General features: G+C 48.7%; 15 protein-coding genes. 8 read left to right on the top strand and 7 right to left on the bottom strand.

The genetic code is table 11. From position 1 onward, the window contains the following. Positions 1–54: 54 nt before the first annotated feature. The gene (locus tag ABXS70_RS24705) at positions 55–2394 is read right to left on the bottom strand and encodes a glycoside hydrolase family 88 protein (RefSeq protein WP_366291594.1); all 2340 of its coding nucleotides are present in this window, start codon (positions 2392–2394) and stop codon (positions 55–57) included. Between the two features lie 332 nt (positions 2395–2726). On the opposite strand from ABXS70_RS24705, the gene ABXS70_RS24710 reads away from it, so the two are divergent. Beyond that, positions 2727–3554 carry a methyl-accepting chemotaxis protein gene (locus ABXS70_RS24710; protein ID WP_342553808.1) on the top strand — a complete coding sequence of 276 codons (828 nt, stop codon included), beginning with the start codon at positions 2727–2729 and terminating at the stop codon, positions 3552–3554. 224 nt (positions 3555–3778) lie between these two features. On the opposite strand, the gene ABXS70_RS24715 is transcribed toward ABXS70_RS24710, so the two are convergent. Next, complete coding sequence (locus tag ABXS70_RS24715) at positions 3779–4597, bottom strand: endonuclease/exonuclease/phosphatase family protein (protein WP_366291597.1); 819 nt, start codon at positions 4595–4597, stop codon at positions 3779–3781. Positions 4598–4885: 288 nt separating this feature from the next. Here ABXS70_RS24715 and ABXS70_RS24720 point away from each other — a divergent pair, with 288 nt between their 5' ends. Further along, positions 4886–6754, top strand: a complete 1869-nt coding sequence (locus ABXS70_RS24720) for an SWIM zinc finger family protein (RefSeq protein WP_366291600.1) — start codon at positions 4886–4888, stop codon at positions 6752–6754. A gap of 5 nt (positions 6755–6759) precedes the next feature. Then, positions 6760–9789 (top strand): DEAD/DEAH box helicase, encoded by a 3030-nt coding sequence (locus tag ABXS70_RS24725; RefSeq protein WP_366296764.1) that lies wholly within the window; start codon positions 6760–6762, stop codon positions 9787–9789. Between the two features lie 134 nt (positions 9790–9923). Here ABXS70_RS24725 and ABXS70_RS24730 read toward each other — a convergent pair whose 3' ends face one another. Next, positions 9924–10412, bottom strand: a complete 489-nt coding sequence (locus ABXS70_RS24730; protein ID WP_366291603.1) for a hypothetical protein — start codon at positions 10410–10412, stop codon at positions 9924–9926. A gap of 161 nt (positions 10413–10573) precedes the next feature. Beyond that, positions 10574–11221, bottom strand: a complete 648-nt coding sequence (locus tag ABXS70_RS24735) for a TetR/AcrR family transcriptional regulator (protein WP_366291606.1) — start codon at positions 11219–11221, stop codon at positions 10574–10576. A gap of 209 nt (positions 11222–11430) precedes the next feature. Here ABXS70_RS24735 and ABXS70_RS24740 point away from each other — a divergent pair, with 209 nt between their 5' ends. From ABXS70_RS24740 to csaA, 5 genes are all read left to right on the top strand, one after another. Beyond that, positions 11431–12117, top strand: a complete 687-nt coding sequence (locus ABXS70_RS24740; protein WP_366296766.1) for a type 1 glutamine amidotransferase domain-containing protein — start codon at positions 11431–11433, stop codon at positions 12115–12117. A 417-nt stretch (positions 12118–12534) separates the two neighbouring features. Next, positions 12535–13071 carry a sigma-70 family RNA polymerase sigma factor gene (locus ABXS70_RS24745; protein ID WP_342553804.1) on the top strand — a complete coding sequence of 179 codons (537 nt, stop codon included), beginning with the start codon at positions 12535–12537 and terminating at the stop codon, positions 13069–13071. 43 nt (positions 13072–13114) lie between these two features. Next, positions 13115–14197, top strand: coding sequence for a DUF4179 domain-containing protein (locus ABXS70_RS24750; RefSeq protein WP_366291609.1), 1083 nt, complete (start codon positions 13115–13117; stop codon positions 14195–14197). Between the two features lie 182 nt (positions 14198–14379). Beyond that, positions 14380–15012, top strand: coding sequence for a uridine kinase (gene udk, locus ABXS70_RS24755; RefSeq protein ID WP_145336066.1), 633 nt, complete (start codon positions 14380–14382; stop codon positions 15010–15012). A 174-nt stretch (positions 15013–15186) separates the two neighbouring features. Further along, the gene (gene csaA, locus ABXS70_RS24760) at positions 15187–15516 is read left to right on the top strand and encodes a chaperone CsaA (RefSeq protein WP_366291613.1); all 330 of its coding nucleotides are present in this window, start codon (positions 15187–15189) and stop codon (positions 15514–15516) included. Positions 15517–15612: 96 nt separating this feature from the next. Here csaA and ABXS70_RS24765 read toward each other — a convergent pair whose 3' ends face one another. From ABXS70_RS24765 to ABXS70_RS24775, 3 genes are read right to left on the bottom strand one after another with little or no spacing between them, the layout of a single operon-like run. Continuing rightward, positions 15613–16452 (bottom strand): dipeptide/oligopeptide/nickel ABC transporter ATP-binding protein, encoded by an 840-nt coding sequence (locus tag ABXS70_RS24765; protein ID WP_366291616.1) that lies wholly within the window; start codon positions 16450–16452, stop codon positions 15613–15615. Further along, entirely contained in the window at positions 16442–17260 is an 819-nt protein-coding gene (locus ABXS70_RS24770) for an ABC transporter ATP-binding protein (protein ID WP_366291619.1), read from the bottom strand. The genes ABXS70_RS24765 and ABXS70_RS24770 overlap by 11 nt, the downstream gene beginning before the upstream one ends. Beyond that, positions 17260–18864, bottom strand: a complete 1605-nt coding sequence (locus ABXS70_RS24775; protein WP_366291622.1) for an ABC transporter substrate-binding protein — start codon at positions 18862–18864, stop codon at positions 17260–17262. The genes ABXS70_RS24770 and ABXS70_RS24775 overlap by 1 nt, the downstream gene beginning before the upstream one ends. Between the last annotated feature and the right edge of the window lie 12 nt (positions 18865–18876).

Genomic DNA, 18876 nt, shown 5'->3' on the forward strand with positions numbered 1-18876 from the left:
GTGGTAGTCATTCCTTTCAGACAAGACCTGCTTTCTTCGCACGCATATTATCTCTCAGTGTACAGCGGAAGCTGCAGAGTCAGACAAGGCAGCGTTCCCTGTACGCCCCGATAGATGCTTCTCCATCTTGGCTACCTCAGTTCCAGCCAGCATCATGATGCCAATTCCATGGTTGTCATTGGTTACGGTGCGCAGATCCTGATCGTAGTACTCTGCTGTGAATGCATATCTCGATCCGCTGCATACGCCATGCACATTCCCTTGACGATCAATAGCCTTGCTGACCAATCCCTTCCACGCCCGTTGAGCCGCTGTAACATATGCCGTATCATCTTTGAACCAGCCAAAACGTACACCACGCGCAAAACCATAAGCGAACATAGCTGTGCAGGAGGCTTCCAGATACGTCTCCGCATGATTCAACACTTGATGCCAGAGCCCACTCTCACTTTGCAGTGCCGCATAACCTTCACACAGCTCGTTGAAAAAGGCAATTAAAGCAGGACGCTCTGGATGATCTTCCGGGAGTGCCTCCAGCACTTCCGTCAGAGAGAATAGAGTCCACCCGTTGCCGCGGCCCCAAGGAATCTGGGTAGCCTGCTCGTATTTGAAATCATACACATGAGACATGATTTTGTACTCCGGCATAAACAAATATTTGCGGTATAGTGAAAATTGTCTGGCTGCTTCGTCGAGCGCTTCAGATTTACCCGTTACTCGTGCATACCGCACAAGAAACGGCGTACTCATGTAAAGATCATCTGCCCACATTGTGTTCTCGGCATACTCACCTGCACATGTACGGTAGAAAGCTCCATCTGCTCGACGTTCCAGAAGGGAGAGCATGAAGTCTGCAATCCGTTCAGCAATCGGAAGGAATGTGGGTTCCTTGCATTCTGTATATGACTCCAGCATCGCTGAACCAAAGGAACCGCAGTTATCCAGCATTTTCAGCATAATCAGCTGCTGGTTAATTGCCGGAAAACCGTACTGCTCACGATCCCACAGAGAATACTCGTACATCTGGGTGCATGCCTGCACATGTTCCGCTGCGTACCTAACAATGTCCGGTCTTTGCATGTAACGTCCCGCCTGCAGCAGTCCGTATACAGTAACCCCTAGCGGGTAATCCCATCGTCCATAGTTGGTCACGCTTCCTACCGTCCATTTATTGCTCAACATCGCATTTTCATAATAAGGTCTGATAAAGGCATCTGGCCGATCCAGCCGCCAATATGTTCGTCCTGTTTTCGCCGGACTGCTGTTCGCCTCTGTGCCCTGCTGACCTGTACCTGTCTGGTATACGCGATCCATTCGCATCAAATCTGCCAGTTCCGGTTCCGCCCCCGTTTCGAAGGGTCCTGCGTACAGCCAGCATTCATCCAAGGCTCCTTGCACCCGCTGCGGAAGCTCCAACTGCATCCGTTCCGAACCCACAGATGCATTCAGGTCAAATCCCCATGAGGCTGCGTCAGCTTGGCACTCACTGCGAACAAGCAGATCATTGCGGCCAAAGGAAACCGCTATTTCTACTTCAAACGCCCCTGCTTGCTTCACTTCAGCAGCCAGTCTGCCGCCAAGCCATATCTGCAGTGGACCGGAGGATTGTCCAGACAATTGAACTGGACGTCCGGATGCATCACGATTGTTCAGATGCGTCCAGGCATAAGCACATCTGCCAGGAAGAAGCCCATAGATTCTCTCCAAAGCTGGTTTCTTCTGTTCCGATACGGGCCACTGAACCTCTGGCAGCCACTTCAAGCCGTTCTCCCCTTCACCTGTAAGCAGGTTAGGCTGCACCTGCCCTGACGATACCGGTTCGGAATAGACCCAACCCGCTTGTCCTGAACGCTCTTGATAAGGAGCCAAAACATTCAGAATTCGTACTTTCCCTTCATCAGAACCGAACTGACATCCGAAACCGGCAGGTGTATTTTTCATCTCCAGCCATATGGTATTCCACCCAGGCTGTATGTCGATCCCCAGCTTCACGGTTGCGTCTGGTGTAATCTCATCAATGACGGTAGAACGGTAGACCAGCTCTTCGTTGAAATAAAAGCGCACAGGCCCATAGCATCGTACAAGTACATCCAGATTACGGTTCTCATCACCCCATACAAGCGCTGCAGCATACGAAATATGATCTTTGGGCGCATCGGGAAAACGTTTACCCAAATCAAGATCATAAAGTCCTTTATCATTTTGCAAAATCCCGGACTGTTGAAATGCCCTGTATACGAAGTCAGCTTGTGCATTGGCACCAATATATCTCTCGGCAAGTACCTTCAAGACCTGCTCCTGATCTTCTCCGAATCGATAATACATACTCTGCGGTTCACTGAAATAAGTTGTCATCGAATGCCACATTCCTCTCATGTTGGAGTACATCTTCATCTAATAAAGCTCCAGCCTGTATTATCAGGACATTATTCTACCACTTTAAAAATTAGATATAGCGCTTAACCTCAGTAGACTTACCCTTTGCTTCGCAGGAAACCACTCTACTTCGCCATTTCGTCTGATTAATAATCCTAGTATAACTGACAAGGTGCATGGTGGCTACAGATTTTTGTTTGCGCTTACACCCAACGTTGTGACGGGTCCCCTATCTGTCTAATTCCGCATCATTCCATCAAATAAATGTTTAAACAAAATTGGAAATAATACCGATACATATAATAGTAGTTTGAAGAATGCCCATTTTATTCTGAAAGGATAGATAAATATTGAATACTCTTGAATCTTTAGTTAATGCGATGCCTTTTGTACGTCAAATGTTCCGCGATGATATCTCCATATCGATTAATGATCATGAGAAGGTATTATATTTCTCCGAAGCAGAAAGCCTCGATATCGGAGTAAAGGCCGGCGATGAACTGCATGATGACTACAAACATTTCAAGATGCTGACGAATAAAGACACCCGCACGATTGTACGTATGCCTGGTGATCTTCAGGGAAGACCTTTCGACTCCATCCTCATTCCCGTCAAAGAGAACGGAGAAGTTGTCGGCATTCTCGGGGTCAACTATGCACTCGATAACCATCTGAAACTGGAAACACTGATCAGCCAGAATGAAACCACAATCCATACGCTGGTTGGCGGCATTCAGCAAATTGCAGCCCATTCCGAGCAGCTGTCGGCAACCTCTGAAGAGATTTTGCGTAATTCCCAGAAGGCTTCCGAGAACTCGGTTAATGTCACGAAGGTCACCAATGTGATTCGCGAGGTGTCTGAGCAGACAAACCTGCTGGGTTTAAATGCCATGATTGAAGCTGCTCGTGTCGGAGAACAGGGAGCAGGATTCGGGGTGGTAGCCAGCGAGGTCCGCAAACTCTCCGATCATACGAAACAGGCTGCGTCGGATATCGAAACCTCTCTGGGAAGTGTTCAGGATTCCATGAAACATATGGAGCAGGAGATTGGACAAGTGACGACAGCAGCAGTGGATCAGGCCAAGCTTGTAACTGAATTTATGCAGAGTGTTGAGCAGCTGAGCGAGACCAGTGCGAATTTGAAAAAGTTTGTACATGAGATGCTGGCGCTGGATTAAGCCTTTATAGTAGTGCAGGACTGCAGCTTCGGAAAAATAATTCCTGATCCACAGCATCCTCCTTCATTGAATATAGTAATTACTGTATATTATAGAAACAAACCCAAGCCAACATGCTTTACATATAAAATGGATGAATCCAAAATGAACAAGCCTCCGCTGTATCTTCCTGTTAGGAAATGAGCGGAGGCTTCGTATCATGTTTAAGCCTACTCGTTCGGTTGTTAGATTTCCACCGCAACACCGAAATGGTCGGATACGACCGGCCCTTTTTTACCGTTCAACACCACATTGGAAGACTGGGCCTGTACAGGACGATTCGAGAAAATATAATCAATCCGCAGCGGCTGTTCATTGTTGGCCCATCCGGCAATTGCTTTGACCACAGTAGCTCCATCATCTTTTTGCTTCGCTGTTGTGTACAAGTCATTCCAGCCATGCTCCATCATATAATCGTAACCTTCTCCGCGAATCTCAGCGACATTGTTGAAGTCCCCCATAAGATACAGCGGTTGATCCATATATGGTGCCAGTTTACTCTCCGTCAGATCCCACTGCCCCTTGAAAGGTTCCTGTGCATCATCCCACCAGTTAAAATGTCCATTCACAAACCATGCCGCCTCACCCTGAACGACCGTTTCGATTCCTACAATTTTGCGTGTGCGGTAGTTGTTATAATCACGCATATGAGACACATATTCTCCGAAGGAACGTTTAATTGGTGTCCGGCTTAGAATCGCCAGCCCTTCATCATATGTACGGAACCCGATATGCGTTGGAATCCAGGTCCAATAATAGGTCTCGGTCAACTGCTGCAGCAGGACATGGGCATAGTTATCTTTTTTAATCGTCACGTCAGCTTCAGTCGCTGTAAACGTCTGCAGTTCCTCATGAGGCAGCGCCATCTCCTGAATCGACTGATTTACTTCCTGCATCGAAATGACATCGAATTGATGGGTGTTGATAAAATCCGCCAGCTGACTGATCTTGTTCAGCTGATCTTCTTCCGCCCAGGCATGGACGTTTAATGTAAGAATTTTCATGTGCTCTCTCCTGTTGTTAGATATAGTCTTTATCTAGCCGCTGCGCAGCCTGCATTGCTCCTGAAAGGAATACGTATGATAAGCATACACAAAATGGAGTATTCCTGCATGTCCACGGGAAATGATCCGACAGGTGTATCTTCTGTCCTGCAGGAGTGAGATCCTACAGATTCGGATAGCCATGCACGAGCAGGCACATAACTGATATGATAGAATCATTAAAAATCTAGGTTGTGACATCCCGTGTGTCACCATTAGTGAACCCTTGTTTACCCAGGAGATGGAATAATGAATATATCTCATGATTGGATTATGGAAGACGCGCATTGGCAGTCGTTGATTCGTGAAGTTGCGGAGATTTTCAACAACCTGACGATCATGCGCGGATTCCAATATTATAAACAGAAACGTGTCGGACCTTTAACCTTTAACGAGTCCCAAAACATTATGGCCGAAGTACAGGGTACAGAATCCTACGAGGTTGTGCTCCGCATGCAGGCCTTATCCACCAGTTATTGTGCCTGTCCGGTCAACTCTCCATGCAAACACATGGCTGCCGTGCTGATGAGTTATGCCGAGCTGCAGGGGCGCCCAGTCCCTGCACTGGTTAATGCACATGCAAGTACCTCGTTGAAACAAACCAGCAGACCGGCTGGCTCTGCTTCCGGGAGAGCCTACAGTTTTAGTTTTGGAAGCACTGAAGATCAAGAAACTGCAGGCGAAGACAATAACTCTCTTGACAACAATCGGTACAGCGAAATTAAAGAGCAGGCATCAGGGTTAGCCGCAATGAGCATCCCACAATGGCATGAGCTGTTTCGTGCCAGTCTCAAACGGCTGGGAACAGGAACAGCAGCTGCGGCTTACATTCAAGAAGCGGCCGATGAACTATACGCTATCAAACCGAAGATGTCCGCTGCGATGGATCAGCTCTTTGAACTGCATGTTCAGCTTTATCTCATGCGGTACTGCATACCGCCCGCGCGTAACTCTATTACGCATACACCTGTGTATTTAAGTTATCCTGCCCAGCTCGCGGTGGATGCTCTCCAAAAAGCAATCGACTCCCTGCTTCTTCAGCCGCTGAACTTATCCGGGCTGGACAGCCAAGCTCTTGAACAAGTCTGGGCGAGACTGGACGAAACTGCAGCTTATCTGCGGGCAGAAATGCTGCCGGAGACAGCTAACATGATGTTCTTCACGCCGATTTATTCAAAGCTGTGGCTGCACTGGATCGTGCCCCAGCTTCAGGGGAAGCGGGACATGCTGGAGTCCGAGCTGACCGCTTTGGCAAGGGTTGAAGTGAATCTAATTGCCTCTACGGGTACTGCTGAGACAGCATCTTCAAACAGCAGTGTACTGAAGGCTGCAGGAAAAGATACATCCCATGATGATATCGAGAACAATGAGGACAGTGGAACCCGTACTCAGGGAACTTCACCCGTTACAGAGAAGATGGGTAGAAAGAGCAAAGGGCCTCTTCCCCTGCCGCTTGTGCTGGCTCAAAGCTGGATGTACTACCACTTGAAGCAGGATGTATCCGCCTGGCAGAAACTTGTGCACGGCAGCTCAGCGTACGGCATTCCTCCAGAACATCTGCTGTATTTTCTCCATACACTAGCCGATGAAGCTGACTGGCCACGTCTTGCTGAATGGCTGGCCCAGCTTGGCCCCCTGCTGGCCAACCGCCGTAATTCTCCTTTGCAGGACTATATGCGATTGTGGGATACCGCAATTCAGCATGTCCCGGAAGCCGAGCATCGGATGTGGGACACGCTGGTCGGCATGCTTCCACACTCCCGCCCCGCCTATGAGGATGCCATGCATTCCCGGGGGCAGTGGCGCAGATGGATTGATTTTCAGCTGAGCACAGGCACAGAACCCCTTGAATTTCGCGTGGCGGTGCTGCAGCCAATCGAGAAGGATGCCCCTGAATTGCTGCTGCCGTTCTATCATCAGGCGGTCGAACGATATATTGGGCACAAAAATAGAGATGGTTATAAAGCCGCTGTAAAGCTGCTGAAACGACTGTCTAAAATATACAAAAAAATGAAGCGGGAGGAGCCGTGGGAGCAGTTCATTACGGCACTGGCTGTTCGCTACAGCCGATTGCGCGCCCTGCAGGAAGAGCTTCGGAAAGGTAAACTGATTCCATGAGTCTAATTCATCCATACACAGAAACGATTGAAGTATACGTGGCTTTGACAGGCTATGGCGACGCGCTGTTATACGGTGCTCTGAATACACACCACTTTGTATCAGGTCAGTCGTTAAAGCAGCGCCTTTTTGCCTGGCACGCTCCTTCCTTCTATGGCACGGAGCTGGAAATCCGGCAGATTGAAGAGATCGAACTTGTGGTGCTGCCTGCCGAAGAAGTTATTCCATTCTTTGCGGAGATGCAAACCCTGATCCACATCGAATGGAAGTGGGATGAGCAGGCAGAACACCTTATTCGACTTGCACCGATATTGGCATCATCCATCGAGAATCGTAAATATGTCCCCAGTTTTGAGGCTTACCGTACTGGAGAACTTCAGTGGACATGGGACCCGGACAGCCTGAAAAAGCAGGATCTTGCTGCGCTTCACCAAGCGTTCCAGCAGACGGATGAGAGTTACGCCGAAGGGCTTGGTGCAGCTTATTCCGCCGCTGTGTTTCAGCGCTGGTACAGTTCAGAAGAAGCTGCTGCCGATCTGCGCCGGGAGTTCCCGCAGCTCTTCCCTGAGCGCGGAGCGATTCCGCGGACAGGAGGCCTGGATGCTCGGTCATGGCTGGTGTCCATCGGCTGGAAAGCCGATGCTGCGCCATTTAGACCGATGCTGCAGCTGCAGGAGCCGGATGAGGACGACTTCTCCTGGCGCCTGCGCTTGGTACTGCAGAACAAGCTGGACGCTGCTGTTCTCGTGCCGGTCATGCTGGATTCACGCGGGCGGCTGGAAGGCGAATGGCCCGAAGGCTGGACGCCATTCATTCTGGATCGCTCGGCCGGATGGCTGGACCAGCTTCGTGCACATTTGCCGCGGCTCGGCGGCTCCATCAGCGGCAGACGAGATATTCTGAGCGATCCCTTGGATGACCGGCAAGCTTGGCAGTTTCTAACCCAAGAGAGCGGTCGACTGCTGGCTGCCGGATGGCAGGTCCTGCTGCCGGGCTGGTGGGAAGCCGCCCGCAAGAAGAAACCGAAGCTGCGTGCCAAGGTAAAACCGGAGGAAGGCAGTGAGCGGGGTCAATCTTTCTTCGGATTGGACTCGATCATTCATTTTGACTGGCGCATCGCCATTGGGGATTCTGACCTTACCGAGGAGGAATTTGCGGATCTCGTCGCCCGTAACGAACGGCTCGTTCGCTTCCGCGGCGAATGGGTGCCGCTCGATCCCGATCTGCTGGAGCAGATTCGCAGAGCGATGGGCGGCGTCGATCGGGAGCAGGGACTCTCATTCCAGGATATTCTGCACCTGCATCTGCTGCATAATGAACAGCGGGAATATGCCAAGCAGAAGTGGAAAGAAGGTCAGCAGGCCGAAGCCGAGGAAGAACCTCAGCAATCTCAGACTAACGAGAGCATCAGGCTTGAGGTGGAGTTGAATGAACATCTGAATCGGGTCATTGCTCAGCTTGGAGGCGGACAAGGCGGAGCCCCCTCCCTGCCCATCCCCGATGGACTCCATGCCGAACTTCGTTCCTATCAGAAGGAGGGCTTCGCTTGGCTTGGTTTCCTGCGCAGGTTTGGCCTTGGGGCCTGTCTTGCCGATGATATGGGCCTTGGGAAAACGATCCAGTTCATTACGTATCTGCTGCACATCAAGGATCATGAACCGAGGCTGCCCGGACAGGCTCCAGCCCTTCTGATCTGTCCGACATCCGTACTGGGTAACTGGCAGAAAGAGATCAGTCGTTTTGCTCCTTCCATCCGTGTGAGTCTGCATTACGGAGCACGTCGGTTGAGCGGAGAAGAATTTCGGGAACAAGCCGAGCAATCGGATATTATCATCACCTCCTATGCTACGGCGACCCTGGATCAGGAACTGCTCGAGACCTATACCTGGTCTGCGATCTGTCTCGATGAAGCGCAGAACATCAAAAACGCTCAGACCAAGCAGTCTATGGCTGTACGCAGCTTCCCGGCCAAACACCGCATCGCACTGACAGGTACGCCGATTGAGAATCGGCTGGCTGAGCTGTGGTCGATCTATGATTTCATTAATCCCGGATATCTAGGCAGTGCTCGTGCATTCCAGACCCGATTCATCAGTGCGATTGAGAAGGACAAGGATGAGCAGCGCATGGAGGATCTGCAGCAGCTGGTCAAACCTTTTATGCTGCGCCGCAAGAAAAAAGATCCGAATATCCAGCTTGATCTGCCGGACAAAAACGAGATGAAAACGTATATTCACCTTACAGGTGAACAAAGTGCACTATATGACCAATCGGTGCAGGCACTTATGGATAAAATGAAAGAGCTGGAGGGCATCAAACGCAAAGGTGCGATTCTCTCGGCGTTAACCCAATTGAAGCAGCTGTGCGATCATCCGCTGCTGTTGACGAAGGAAACGCCGCCTGAGGAACTGCCGTCAGATCATCCGTCAGCATCGGCCTATGACGTGTACAGCCCGCAGGATATGGCGATGCTGATCAGCCGTTCGGCCAAGCTGGAACGACTGATGGAGCTTGTTCGCGAGCTGCGTGACGAGGGGGAGCGCTGCCTTATTTTTACACAATATATCGGTATGGGTCAGATGCTGCAGCAGGTGCTGCGGCAGGAATTACAGGAGCCTGTGCTGTATCTGCACGGCGGCACTTCGAAGACGGCACGGGATCGCATGATTGAGGAATTCCAGTCCCGCACACTGCCTGCGGACAAGCAGCCTTCGGTCTTCATTCTGTCCATTAAGGCTGGCGGCGTAGGACTGAATCTAACGGCGGCTAATCACGTCTTTCACTTTGACCGCTGGTGGAACCCCGCAGTGGAGAATCAGGCGACAGACCGGGCATATCGGATGGGACAGACCAAGGACGTGCAGGTGCACAAATTCATCTCCCTCGGTACACTGGAGGAACGCATCGACGAGATGCTGGAAAGCAAACAGCAGCTTAGTGACAACATCATCACCAGCTCCGAGAACTGGATTACCGAACTGTCGACTGACGAATTGAAAGATTTGTTCACTCGGCGCCGCGACTGGTCCGGTTAAGCAGGCCGGGTAAAATAAAAAAAGAGCGAAGCTTTGGAATGTTGATTCCGGCTTTGCTCTTTTTGCTTTGGTAACGCTGTGTTTGTTGATGAAAGTATGAAAGTACCATTCTAATCCTTGTTTTAAATACCGTTCTAACGCATGCTGCCGATGATGGAAGATCTGGATTCTTGCATTTTTTTAATGAAGTTAGTCATAAGATCAAAAGCTTCATTCCGTTTGTTAGACATGGACTGAAGGCGAAGCATGTCCATTTGTTGCGAATTGCTGAGGGCATCAATCTGGCCTTTCAGTGTTTGCACGGCAGCTTGATCCCCGTTTTGCTGAGCGGCCTGCAATTTTGCATTGAGATCAGCGATCTGTTGATTGCGATTCTGCACCTCTTGGATTTGCGTTTGCAGCTGCGCATCCAGCAATCTGGTGCGCTCCTGCTGCACCATCATCAATGCCGTTTCAATATCCATTGAAGAGATGTCTATGCTGGATAAAGAGATATTTAAGCCGGATGATAAAGAAATAGGCTTGACCGCTGCTAAACTTGCTGCCGAAGCAGAAGTAACCACCGATACGGCTGCGATCGCGGCAATAGCCGTTGAAGAGAGAAGCTTTGTTGACTTTTTCATAGAATAGACCTCCCCGATATGTAGAAGACATCTGGTCAAAATTGACATCTTTCGACATGATTATAACAGAGGTCCTAGGACTTTGAATCTACTTTTTTTAAAATTTTAAATAAAGCAGGAAATCCTCGGTGTTAAACACAGTCTCAAGCCATTTCCCGTCTTCACATGGTCCGTGATAGCTGTTGAATTAATTCGTTAATGTATGCTTTTACCGGCTGATCATCAAGACTCTCTATATATGAGGGGTGCAGTAGTTGATGTTTCTTTAACCTGTAAAAATCAAATAAGGCCTGCCGGATCGTCATATCATGCGTAATGGAAAACGATGGTTCAGCGATTCTGCGAATCACCGCTTCATCCTGAATCATGTACAGCACTGGACTGATTCGATTAAAGATGCCCTTCGTCATGCCCTCTTCAAAAAACGAACATAACTGTTCACTATGATGCCCCAGAGCCGAAGCAACGTCCTCGTACAATGCCGGATAGAGTTTCTTCACATCGCTCCAGAAGAACTCGGGCAGATATAACACATGGGTCATCGCATGCTCATAGGCAATCTGGAATCTGCGCTCGTACGAGATCGTATCATCTTTGATCGTAATCCGGGAATCATGAACTTCCTCAATATACACGGTCACCACGCTCTGGATAATTTCCTCTTTAGATGAGAAGTATTTATATAGGGTTGCCTTGCTGATATCCATATATTTCGCGATGTCATCCATCCGTAGTGAACTGATGGACTTTGTACGCAGAACCGGAATAATTTTGGTCAGTAGTTTTTGTGAATTCTCCAAACGCTTCAAGGGGTACCTCCTTCATGCTGCTTCAATTGCTTCTCATTGGACAATATAAGGAGTATACCACGCTTGGACAAAATAGATAGAATAAACAAACTATACGAATTTCATCTTTTTAGTTTACTTCCGAAAATGAGTGTGATATATTATCTGCATAAAGTTGTTACCAATTATATTTTACACAATTTAAATTACAGCAAAGTACAGGAGGTTTTATTATGAAAAGAATATTAGTTGTTTTGACCAATGTCGATAAATATGCAACGAAGGATGAACCTACGGGTCTATGGCTGAGTGAAGCCACTCACTTCATCGAAGAGTTCGACCATAACGAGAATGTTCAGATTGATCTGGTCAGCCCGAACGGCGGCAGTGTGCCGCTTGACCCGAAAAGTCTGGGTGACTCTCTGGATGCCAGCACCAAAGCGTACTTCGAAAATGAATCCTTCATGAACAAATTAAAAAACACGTTGAAGCCAAGCGAAGTAAACGCAAGAGACTACGATGCAATCTACTTCACGGGTGGACACGGTACAATGTGGGATTTCCCGGACAATGCCGAACTCCAAGCGCTATCACGTGATATTTATGAAAAAGGTGGCGTGGTATCCGGCGTGTGCCACGGGGTTACTGCCCTGCTCAATGTGAAGCTGTCCAATGGCCTACTGCTGATTAACGATAAAAAAGTGTCCGGCTTCACCAACGAGGAAGAAGAACTGGCTCAACAAACGAAATATGTTCCATTCCTGCTGGAGGATGCTTTACGCGAACGAGCTTCTGAGTACGTTAAATCCTCTCCGTACACTTCCTATGTGACAACAGACGGCCGTGTCGTGACAGGACAAAACCCGCAATCCAGCAAAGCTGTTGCCGAAAGCGTTAAGGAACTGCTTGGTCTGTAAATGCTGTAGATTAGCAGTGGCATAACTGAATTTGAATGAACATGGCTTATTAGTCGACTGTATTACTTGAATATACCTCAGCTCCCCCATGAGCTTTATATATATATATGAATACATCAATAAAAAGCACGTACCCGTCATGATCTGATAGGTGCGTGCTTTTTATTGATGTCATTGTGTTCTCCAGAAGCATCCCAAACTGCTTCCTCCATCCTTATACTGTTTCAACTGAAGGGTTTGCCTTTCCCGTAGACGTCTACCATACGAAGCGTCCAGCATTCACGGCACACTCGGACTTTTTTCAAACTCCCAAAATACATGTGACCATCTTCCCCAATCGGCAGTCTAATCTATGTAAAACCGGCCAAGAGATTTATCTATTCACAATATAAACCGTTACGAAAGGAGCTGTTAACTATGGATTTACCCGATCTCATTACACAAGCTATTCAGGGAGATCGTGAAGCTTTCATCAGGCTGATCCGAGAGATTGAACATTCCCTATACAATACCGCTATATCCATGCTGCGCAAAGAGGAGGATGCCGCGGACGCGATTCAGGAAACGATCCTGAAAGCCTACAAATCCATGCACACCCTCCGAGAACCGCAGTATTTCAAAACATGGATGTTCCGTATTCTCATCAATGAATGCAATACCTTGTTATCCCGCCGTTCTCTCTCCACTTCTTACGCCGAAGTACCCGCAGAACATCAGGCACAATCCAGTCCATACGATGAAGTGGATATGCGAGAAGCGGTCGATCAGCTGGAGGAAACCAAACGAATTGTAATTGTCCTGCACTACTTTGAAGATATGAGTCTGCGTCAGATTGCTGACACACTTGGGCTGTCCGAAAGCGCTGTGAAGATGAGGCTGAACCGGGCAAGGAAAGATCTTTATCAGAAATTTAAAAACTTTCGGGAGGTAAAATTACATGTCGAACCCATTTAGTCTCGATCAAAAATTAAAAGAACAAGCAAAGGAGCGTCCTATCATGTCTGAAATCGTACGCAGCCGCATTGATGCAACACTGGATTCCCTGCCTGAATCACCTGGAACAATGAACATGGAATCGCTTCAGGCTCATAAGAAGCATTCAAGACGTACTCACAAAGGACTGCGCCGTATCTCAGGAGTCGCTATCGCAGCAGCAGTGCTGGGTATGACGGTTTTTGCATCCGGTTTTGTATCCCCAGCGATGGCTGACTCGCTGCGCAGCATTCCGCTCGTAGGCAGTCTTTTCAGCTCCATTGAAGCCGATATGGGACTTCGAACGGCAGGTAACGAAGGTTTGACTACGACTGTGAACCATTCTTTTGCTTATCAGGACGTCAAATTCAAAGTATTAGAGACAGTCTATGACGGCACACGTGCGGCGTTTCTCGTTCATGTTACTGCACCTAATCTCAATCAGGGCATGTACGACAATGGCAAGGATATCGTGAAGCTGAGCAGTGGCGTTGAAAACGTATTTTTCGATGTGAATGGGTCTCGCCCAGATAGCGGTCTGTTCTATAGTTCAGCCGGAGCGAACGAGCCTGATACCCTGCTTTTTGAACAGGTCATTCCTGCGGATCAAACGGGTGCTGTTCCCGATCAGTTCGAGGCTAAGGTTAAATTAACGCTGCAAGGTATTGATCATGAATTTGAGCTGACAGTTCCTTTTACAAAATCAACAACCAACACTCACAATGTACAGCCGAATACTGCTGCGGAAAACGACCTGTATACAGCTGCGGTTACAAAAGCCGAAGTTACACCAATCACGGCTCGTCTAACTGCATCGATCGGTTTAAAAGGGAAAGAAAATCTAACTGCCAGAGAAGAAGAACAACTGCGCGAAATCAGATTTGCTGTCTATGATGATCAAGGCCGACAATTGACCGCACTGAACGGTGAAGGTATGTATGAAGCAAACCAGTTGAGCTGGGAAAGTATCTATGCCACTACAGCTAAGGATGTAAAATACCTGGTTGTAAAGCCTTTTAAGGTAAAGGATGACTTTGCGGAAGAAGTCCAAGACAATCAATTTATCAAGGGGATGGAAATGAAAATCCAGCTACCAGAGCGAAAATGAGCATCCTTCTTAAAGGCAAAACATGGTCTGTTCCTCAAGATGAAAAAGTCAACAAGCTGTGGTACAATGAAGGAATTGTGTATTCGCAGACAGACATGCAGATCGAGTTCAAAAATCAAACATTTTGGGCACTCTTCATCGATTGATCATGCTGCCACTTTAGGGAGGTTTATGGAACAACCATGCTCATTATTGGTATCGCCGGAGGAACCGGCTCCGGCAAAACAACGGTAGCCCGCTCCGTTATTGAACGTCTGGGATCAGCTAAAGTTACATTTATATCCCAAGACAATTATTACAAAGACCAGTCAGACCTCACACCTGAGCAGCGCAGACTGACGAATTATGATCACCCGTTTGCTTTTGATAATGATCTGCTGATCGAGCATCTTACCCTGTTAAAAAAGGGCCAGCCAGCGTATGCTCCCGTGTATGACTTCACCATAGATAACCGCGCTGCAGGCGAAACAATTGAGCTTGCACCGAACCACATCGTTATTGTCGAAGGGCTGCATGTGCTGATTGATGAGCATCTTCGTACACTGCTGGACATCAAGGTATTTGTAGATACGGATTCCGATGTACGTATTCTGCGCAGAGTACTGCGTGACATGGAGGAGCGTGGACGCTCGATTCAATCCGTGTACAAACAGTACCTCGAAACGGTCAAACCGATGCATGATGCGTTTATCGAGCCATCTAAAAAGTATGCCGATATCATCATCCCTGAGGGCGGACATAACGAAGTAGGGATTCAGATGCTGTCCATTCTTACCGAGAAATATCTCACTGGAGAGAACTGGAACAGATCTTAATCCGCTGCAGCATATTCTTTCGGAACATTTCTTCGGAAATGTCATCAAAGCTTCTCATCCAAACATTCCAACGAAAATCCAGATTACGATACAGCGTAATCTGGATTTTTATGTTCTTACAGCTTTACGTCATATATACTAAATACCATATTGAGTTGAAAGGAGTTTACCTTAATGGCTGCTTTTGAAGATTTTATGCAGCATGACATTCGAGTAGGTACCGTAGTGGAGGCCGAACCCTTCCTGAAAGCTCGCATTCCTGCAATCAAAATGATAATTGATTTTGGGCCGCTGGGTCTGAAGCGTTCCAGTGCCCAGATTACCGAGCGCTATACACCTGACATGATGATTGGCAAACAGGTCGTGGCTGTCGTTAATTTCCCGCCAAGACGAATTGCCGGCTTCCTCTCCGAAGTCCTTGTGCTGGGCGGTGTACCCCGCGAAGGCGATGTCGTCCTGCTTTCCCCGGATCATCCGCTGCCGAACGGAACACCCGTTGCCTGACTATCATGAAACATGCCGTAAACAAAAGGGTTATCTGGAGTGAATGAATTTGCCTGATCCACTCACTCCAGATAACCCCGTTTCCGTATAATGAACTTAGATGCTCTCCGCCAGAACCACCACACGTTCTCGCTTCTGCATTTCATCCTTCAGCTTTCGTAAGGACAACGCCGAGGACATCAGACTTCTCGTGTAGGAATGATTCGCCGAACTGCTCAACCTTGCACTGTCCACAACCTCCACTACTTTCCCTTGATGCATGACTGCAATGCGATCACTTACCTGCTGCACCACAGCAAGATCATGTGATATGAAGATGGAGGAAACTCCTGTCTCCCTGCGCAGCTCCATGAGCAGATCCAGAATCTGCTGCTGGATCGAAACGTCCAGTGCAGAGGTAGCCTCGTCAAAAATAATAATCTCGGGCCTTACACCAATTGCACGGGCGATCACAGCCCGCTGCTGCTGCCCGCCGCTTAATTCATGCGGGTATTTATCCGCATCGGATGCAGATAACCCGACTCGTTCCAAGAGCTTGCGTGTCTCCTGAACGGCCTGCGGGCCTTTCATTAATTTATAATTCAAGAGAGGTTCACAGATGAACATGCCTATCTTCATACGTGGGTTAAAGATCATCGACGGATCCTGAAAGACCATCTGAATCTGTTTACGCATCTGGCGCAGCTTCTCACCTCTCAAACGGGTGATCTCCTGCTGACGATACCAAATCTCCCCTGAATTCACATGCTCCAGCTGCGTCACACATTTGGCCAAGGAGCTTTTGCCGCTCCCGCTCTGCCCGACAATGCCCAGACATTCCCCGGGATATACTGCCAGATTCACGTTTTGCAATGCCTGAACAGCCTGCTGTCCTTTCAATTCGTACGTTTTGCATACGCTGTTCAATCTCAGAATCGGTGATTTGTCATCGGTCATGTACATTCCCCTCCAGTTCGGGTACAGCCTGCAGCAGCTTGCGCGTATACGCATGAACCGGATTCGATATGACATGCAGCGTATCATCCAGTTCCACCAATCTGCCGTCTAACATCACACCGATGCGGTCTGCCATATGGGCTGCAACAGCAATGTTATGTGTCACCAGTATCATGCTGGTTCCCTTTTCAATACAAAGCTTCTTTAATTGCTTCATGACTTCATTTTGAGTCGTAACATCCAACGCACTTGTCGGTTCATCCGCCAGCAGCAGTTCCGGCTCCAGCGCAGCAGCCATCGCAATCGCTGCCCGCTGCTTCATACCACCACTGAGCTGCGAAGCATATGAACGCATAACTTGTTCTGGATTATCCAGCCCCACATGGGCAAGCGCGCGGACAGCCAGGGCCTGAGCCGCTTTCCGGGACATTGGAAGATGGGCACGAATTGCCTCTACGTACTGACTCCCGATGCTTTGAATCGGATTCAGATAGGAACCCGTATCCTGAAATACCGTCGCAATTCGTTTCCCGCGCATCCCCTGCCAATGCTGCTGTGAGCCGCGCAGCAGCACCCGATCCCCGAAAGTAATCTCTCCTTCCTTGTACTGCCCGCCCACAGGCAGTAGGCCCAGTAAAGCCCGAATCAGGGTGGACTTCCCGCTGCCGCTTTCACCTACAATACCTATGATCTCTCCCTGCCTCATGGAAAACGATACTTCCCGCAAAGACGGAGCCGCTTCCTTGTAGCTCACAGACAGATTTTTCACTTCAAGAAGAGATGCTGTTACTGCACGCGGCGGCATCATCACTGCTCAACCTTGATATTGCGATCCAGCAGATAAAAGTCGATCGGGTACATCGCCGCGCCCTTGACATTGCTTTTGCTGACAATATTAATCGGCGTGTATGTCAAAAACATATAAGCGGCATCGTCCAAAATCAGCTGCTGGGCTTCCGCTGCTAGAGCATATCTCTTCTCCACATCAAACTCTGAGTGAAGTCCCTCAATGAGCTGATCCAACTTCGGATTGCTGTATCCACCCACATTCCACTCCGCACCTGTCTTGAAATAAAAGTCTAGAATATACTGCGGATCACCCGTGATGCCTGTGTTAATGCTCGTTAGGGCTAAATCATAATTTCCGCTCTTCTGATGATCGGTGAGATCCTCATACGAGGTCAGCTCCAGACCAACGCCAATCTCTTTCAGTTGAGACTGCATCGCAGCCGCCACAACGGAATCTGACTCGTACGCTGCATTGAGAATGAGCTGCAGCGACAGCTTTTCCCCATCTTTTTCCCGTATACTGTCTCCATCCGTATCCTTATATCCAGCTTCATCCAGCAATTGTTTGGCCTTATCCGGTTCATAATTGTATCCTTTGAGCTTGTCGTACCCAAAAGGCAAAGCAGAGGTAAATGGTCCTTTGGCTGCTTGTCCACCTACCAGCGTATTCGCATACCTCTCGCGATCGATTCCGTAAGAGATCGCACGGCGAACCTTCGGATCACTCAGCAGCGGATGGCTGGTGTTAAACCATACAAACTGAGTACGAAGACTGGGTATTTCATCAATAGTGTATTGTGATGTGTCCTGAAAAAGAGACATATTGCTGCGTCCTATATTACTTGCTGCATCAATCTCGCCTGATTGAAGTGCCAGTGCACGTGTGCTGTCATCCTTGATGTATTTCAGCGTCATCGTGTCCAGATCGGCCGCACCGCCCCAGTACCCATCGTATTTCTTAACCTGAATCTCCTGGTCAGGTGTATATCCTGTAACCATGAACGGCCCGGTAGCTATCGGCGCACTTTTGAATTTCGATGTATCTGCACTCGTATCCACAATAATGAAAAGCGGCTCAGCAATATTGCCCAGCAGTGAGGCATCCGGCTGCGTTGTTTTGATCGTCAGATCCTGCCCTTTGGCAGCCATTGATGCAATCGGCAGTGTCGATTGACCTCTCTCGTTCAGCGAGATGGATCGTTCGATTGATTTTTTCACCGCATCAGCAGTCACCGGATTGCCATTATGAAATGTTACCCCGTCACGAATATGAAAATGCCAGGTCGTATCGTCAACCCGATCCCACTTGTCTGCGAGTTTGGGCACCATCTTCATGTGTTCATCAAACTGAATCAGCGTCTCTCCTATTGCGGCCCGTGTCAGCGTCCAGCCGTTCCACTCTTCCGCAGGGTCCAGGCTGCTGCCCAGCCAGAACAAGGCAATATTTAGATGAGACTTATTCCCTGCAGCACCTGAGATGCTCGCATCTGTATCTGATGATTTTTCCGCAGCATTCGATGATGTCGAAGCCGATGAATTTTTGCCGCTGCCGCAAGCGGTGAGCACCATAATGACCATCATAGACATAAGAGCAAACAGCCACTTTCGTTGAACATTCCTCATCCTTCACAATCC

This window comes from Paenibacillus sp. AN1007, from assembly GCF_040702995.1.
GTDB lineage: Bacteria > Bacillota > Bacilli > Paenibacillales > Paenibacillaceae > Paenibacillus.

What these genes read in the sequence shown, in the direction of transcription:
- udk (WP_145336066.1), top strand. Translation starts at nt 14,380, where the DNA reads ATGCTCATTATTGGTATCGCCGGAGGAACCGGCTCCGGCAAAACAACG.
- ABXS70_RS24770 (WP_366291619.1), bottom strand. Translation starts at nt 17,260, where the DNA reads ATGATGCCGCCGCGTGCAGTAACAGCATCTCTTCTTGAAGTGAAAAAT.
- ABXS70_RS24705 (WP_366291594.1), bottom strand. Translation starts at nt 2,394, where the DNA reads ATGAAGATGTACTCCAACATGAGAGGAATGTGGCATTCGATGACAACT.
- ABXS70_RS24750 (WP_366291609.1), top strand. Translation starts at nt 13,115, where the DNA reads ATGTCTGAAATCGTACGCAGCCGCATTGATGCAACACTGGATTCCCTG.
- ABXS70_RS24745 (WP_342553804.1), top strand. Translation starts at nt 12,535, where the DNA reads ATGGATTTACCCGATCTCATTACACAAGCTATTCAGGGAGATCGTGAA.
- ABXS70_RS24720 (WP_366291600.1), top strand. Translation starts at nt 4,886, where the DNA reads ATGAATATATCTCATGATTGGATTATGGAAGACGCGCATTGGCAGTCG.
- ABXS70_RS24730 (WP_366291603.1), bottom strand. Translation starts at nt 10,412, where the DNA reads ATGAAAAAGTCAACAAAGCTTCTCTCTTCAACGGCTATTGCCGCGATC.
- csaA (WP_366291613.1), top strand. Translation starts at nt 15,187, where the DNA reads ATGGCTGCTTTTGAAGATTTTATGCAGCATGACATTCGAGTAGGTACC.
- ABXS70_RS24765 (WP_366291616.1), bottom strand. Translation starts at nt 16,452, where the DNA reads ATGACCGATGACAAATCACCGATTCTGAGATTGAACAGCGTATGCAAA.
- ABXS70_RS24775 (WP_366291622.1), bottom strand. Translation starts at nt 18,864, where the DNA reads ATGAGGAATGTTCAACGAAAGTGGCTGTTTGCTCTTATGTCTATGATG.
- ABXS70_RS24715 (WP_366291597.1), bottom strand. Translation starts at nt 4,597, where the DNA reads ATGAAAATTCTTACATTAAACGTCCATGCCTGGGCGGAAGAAGATCAG.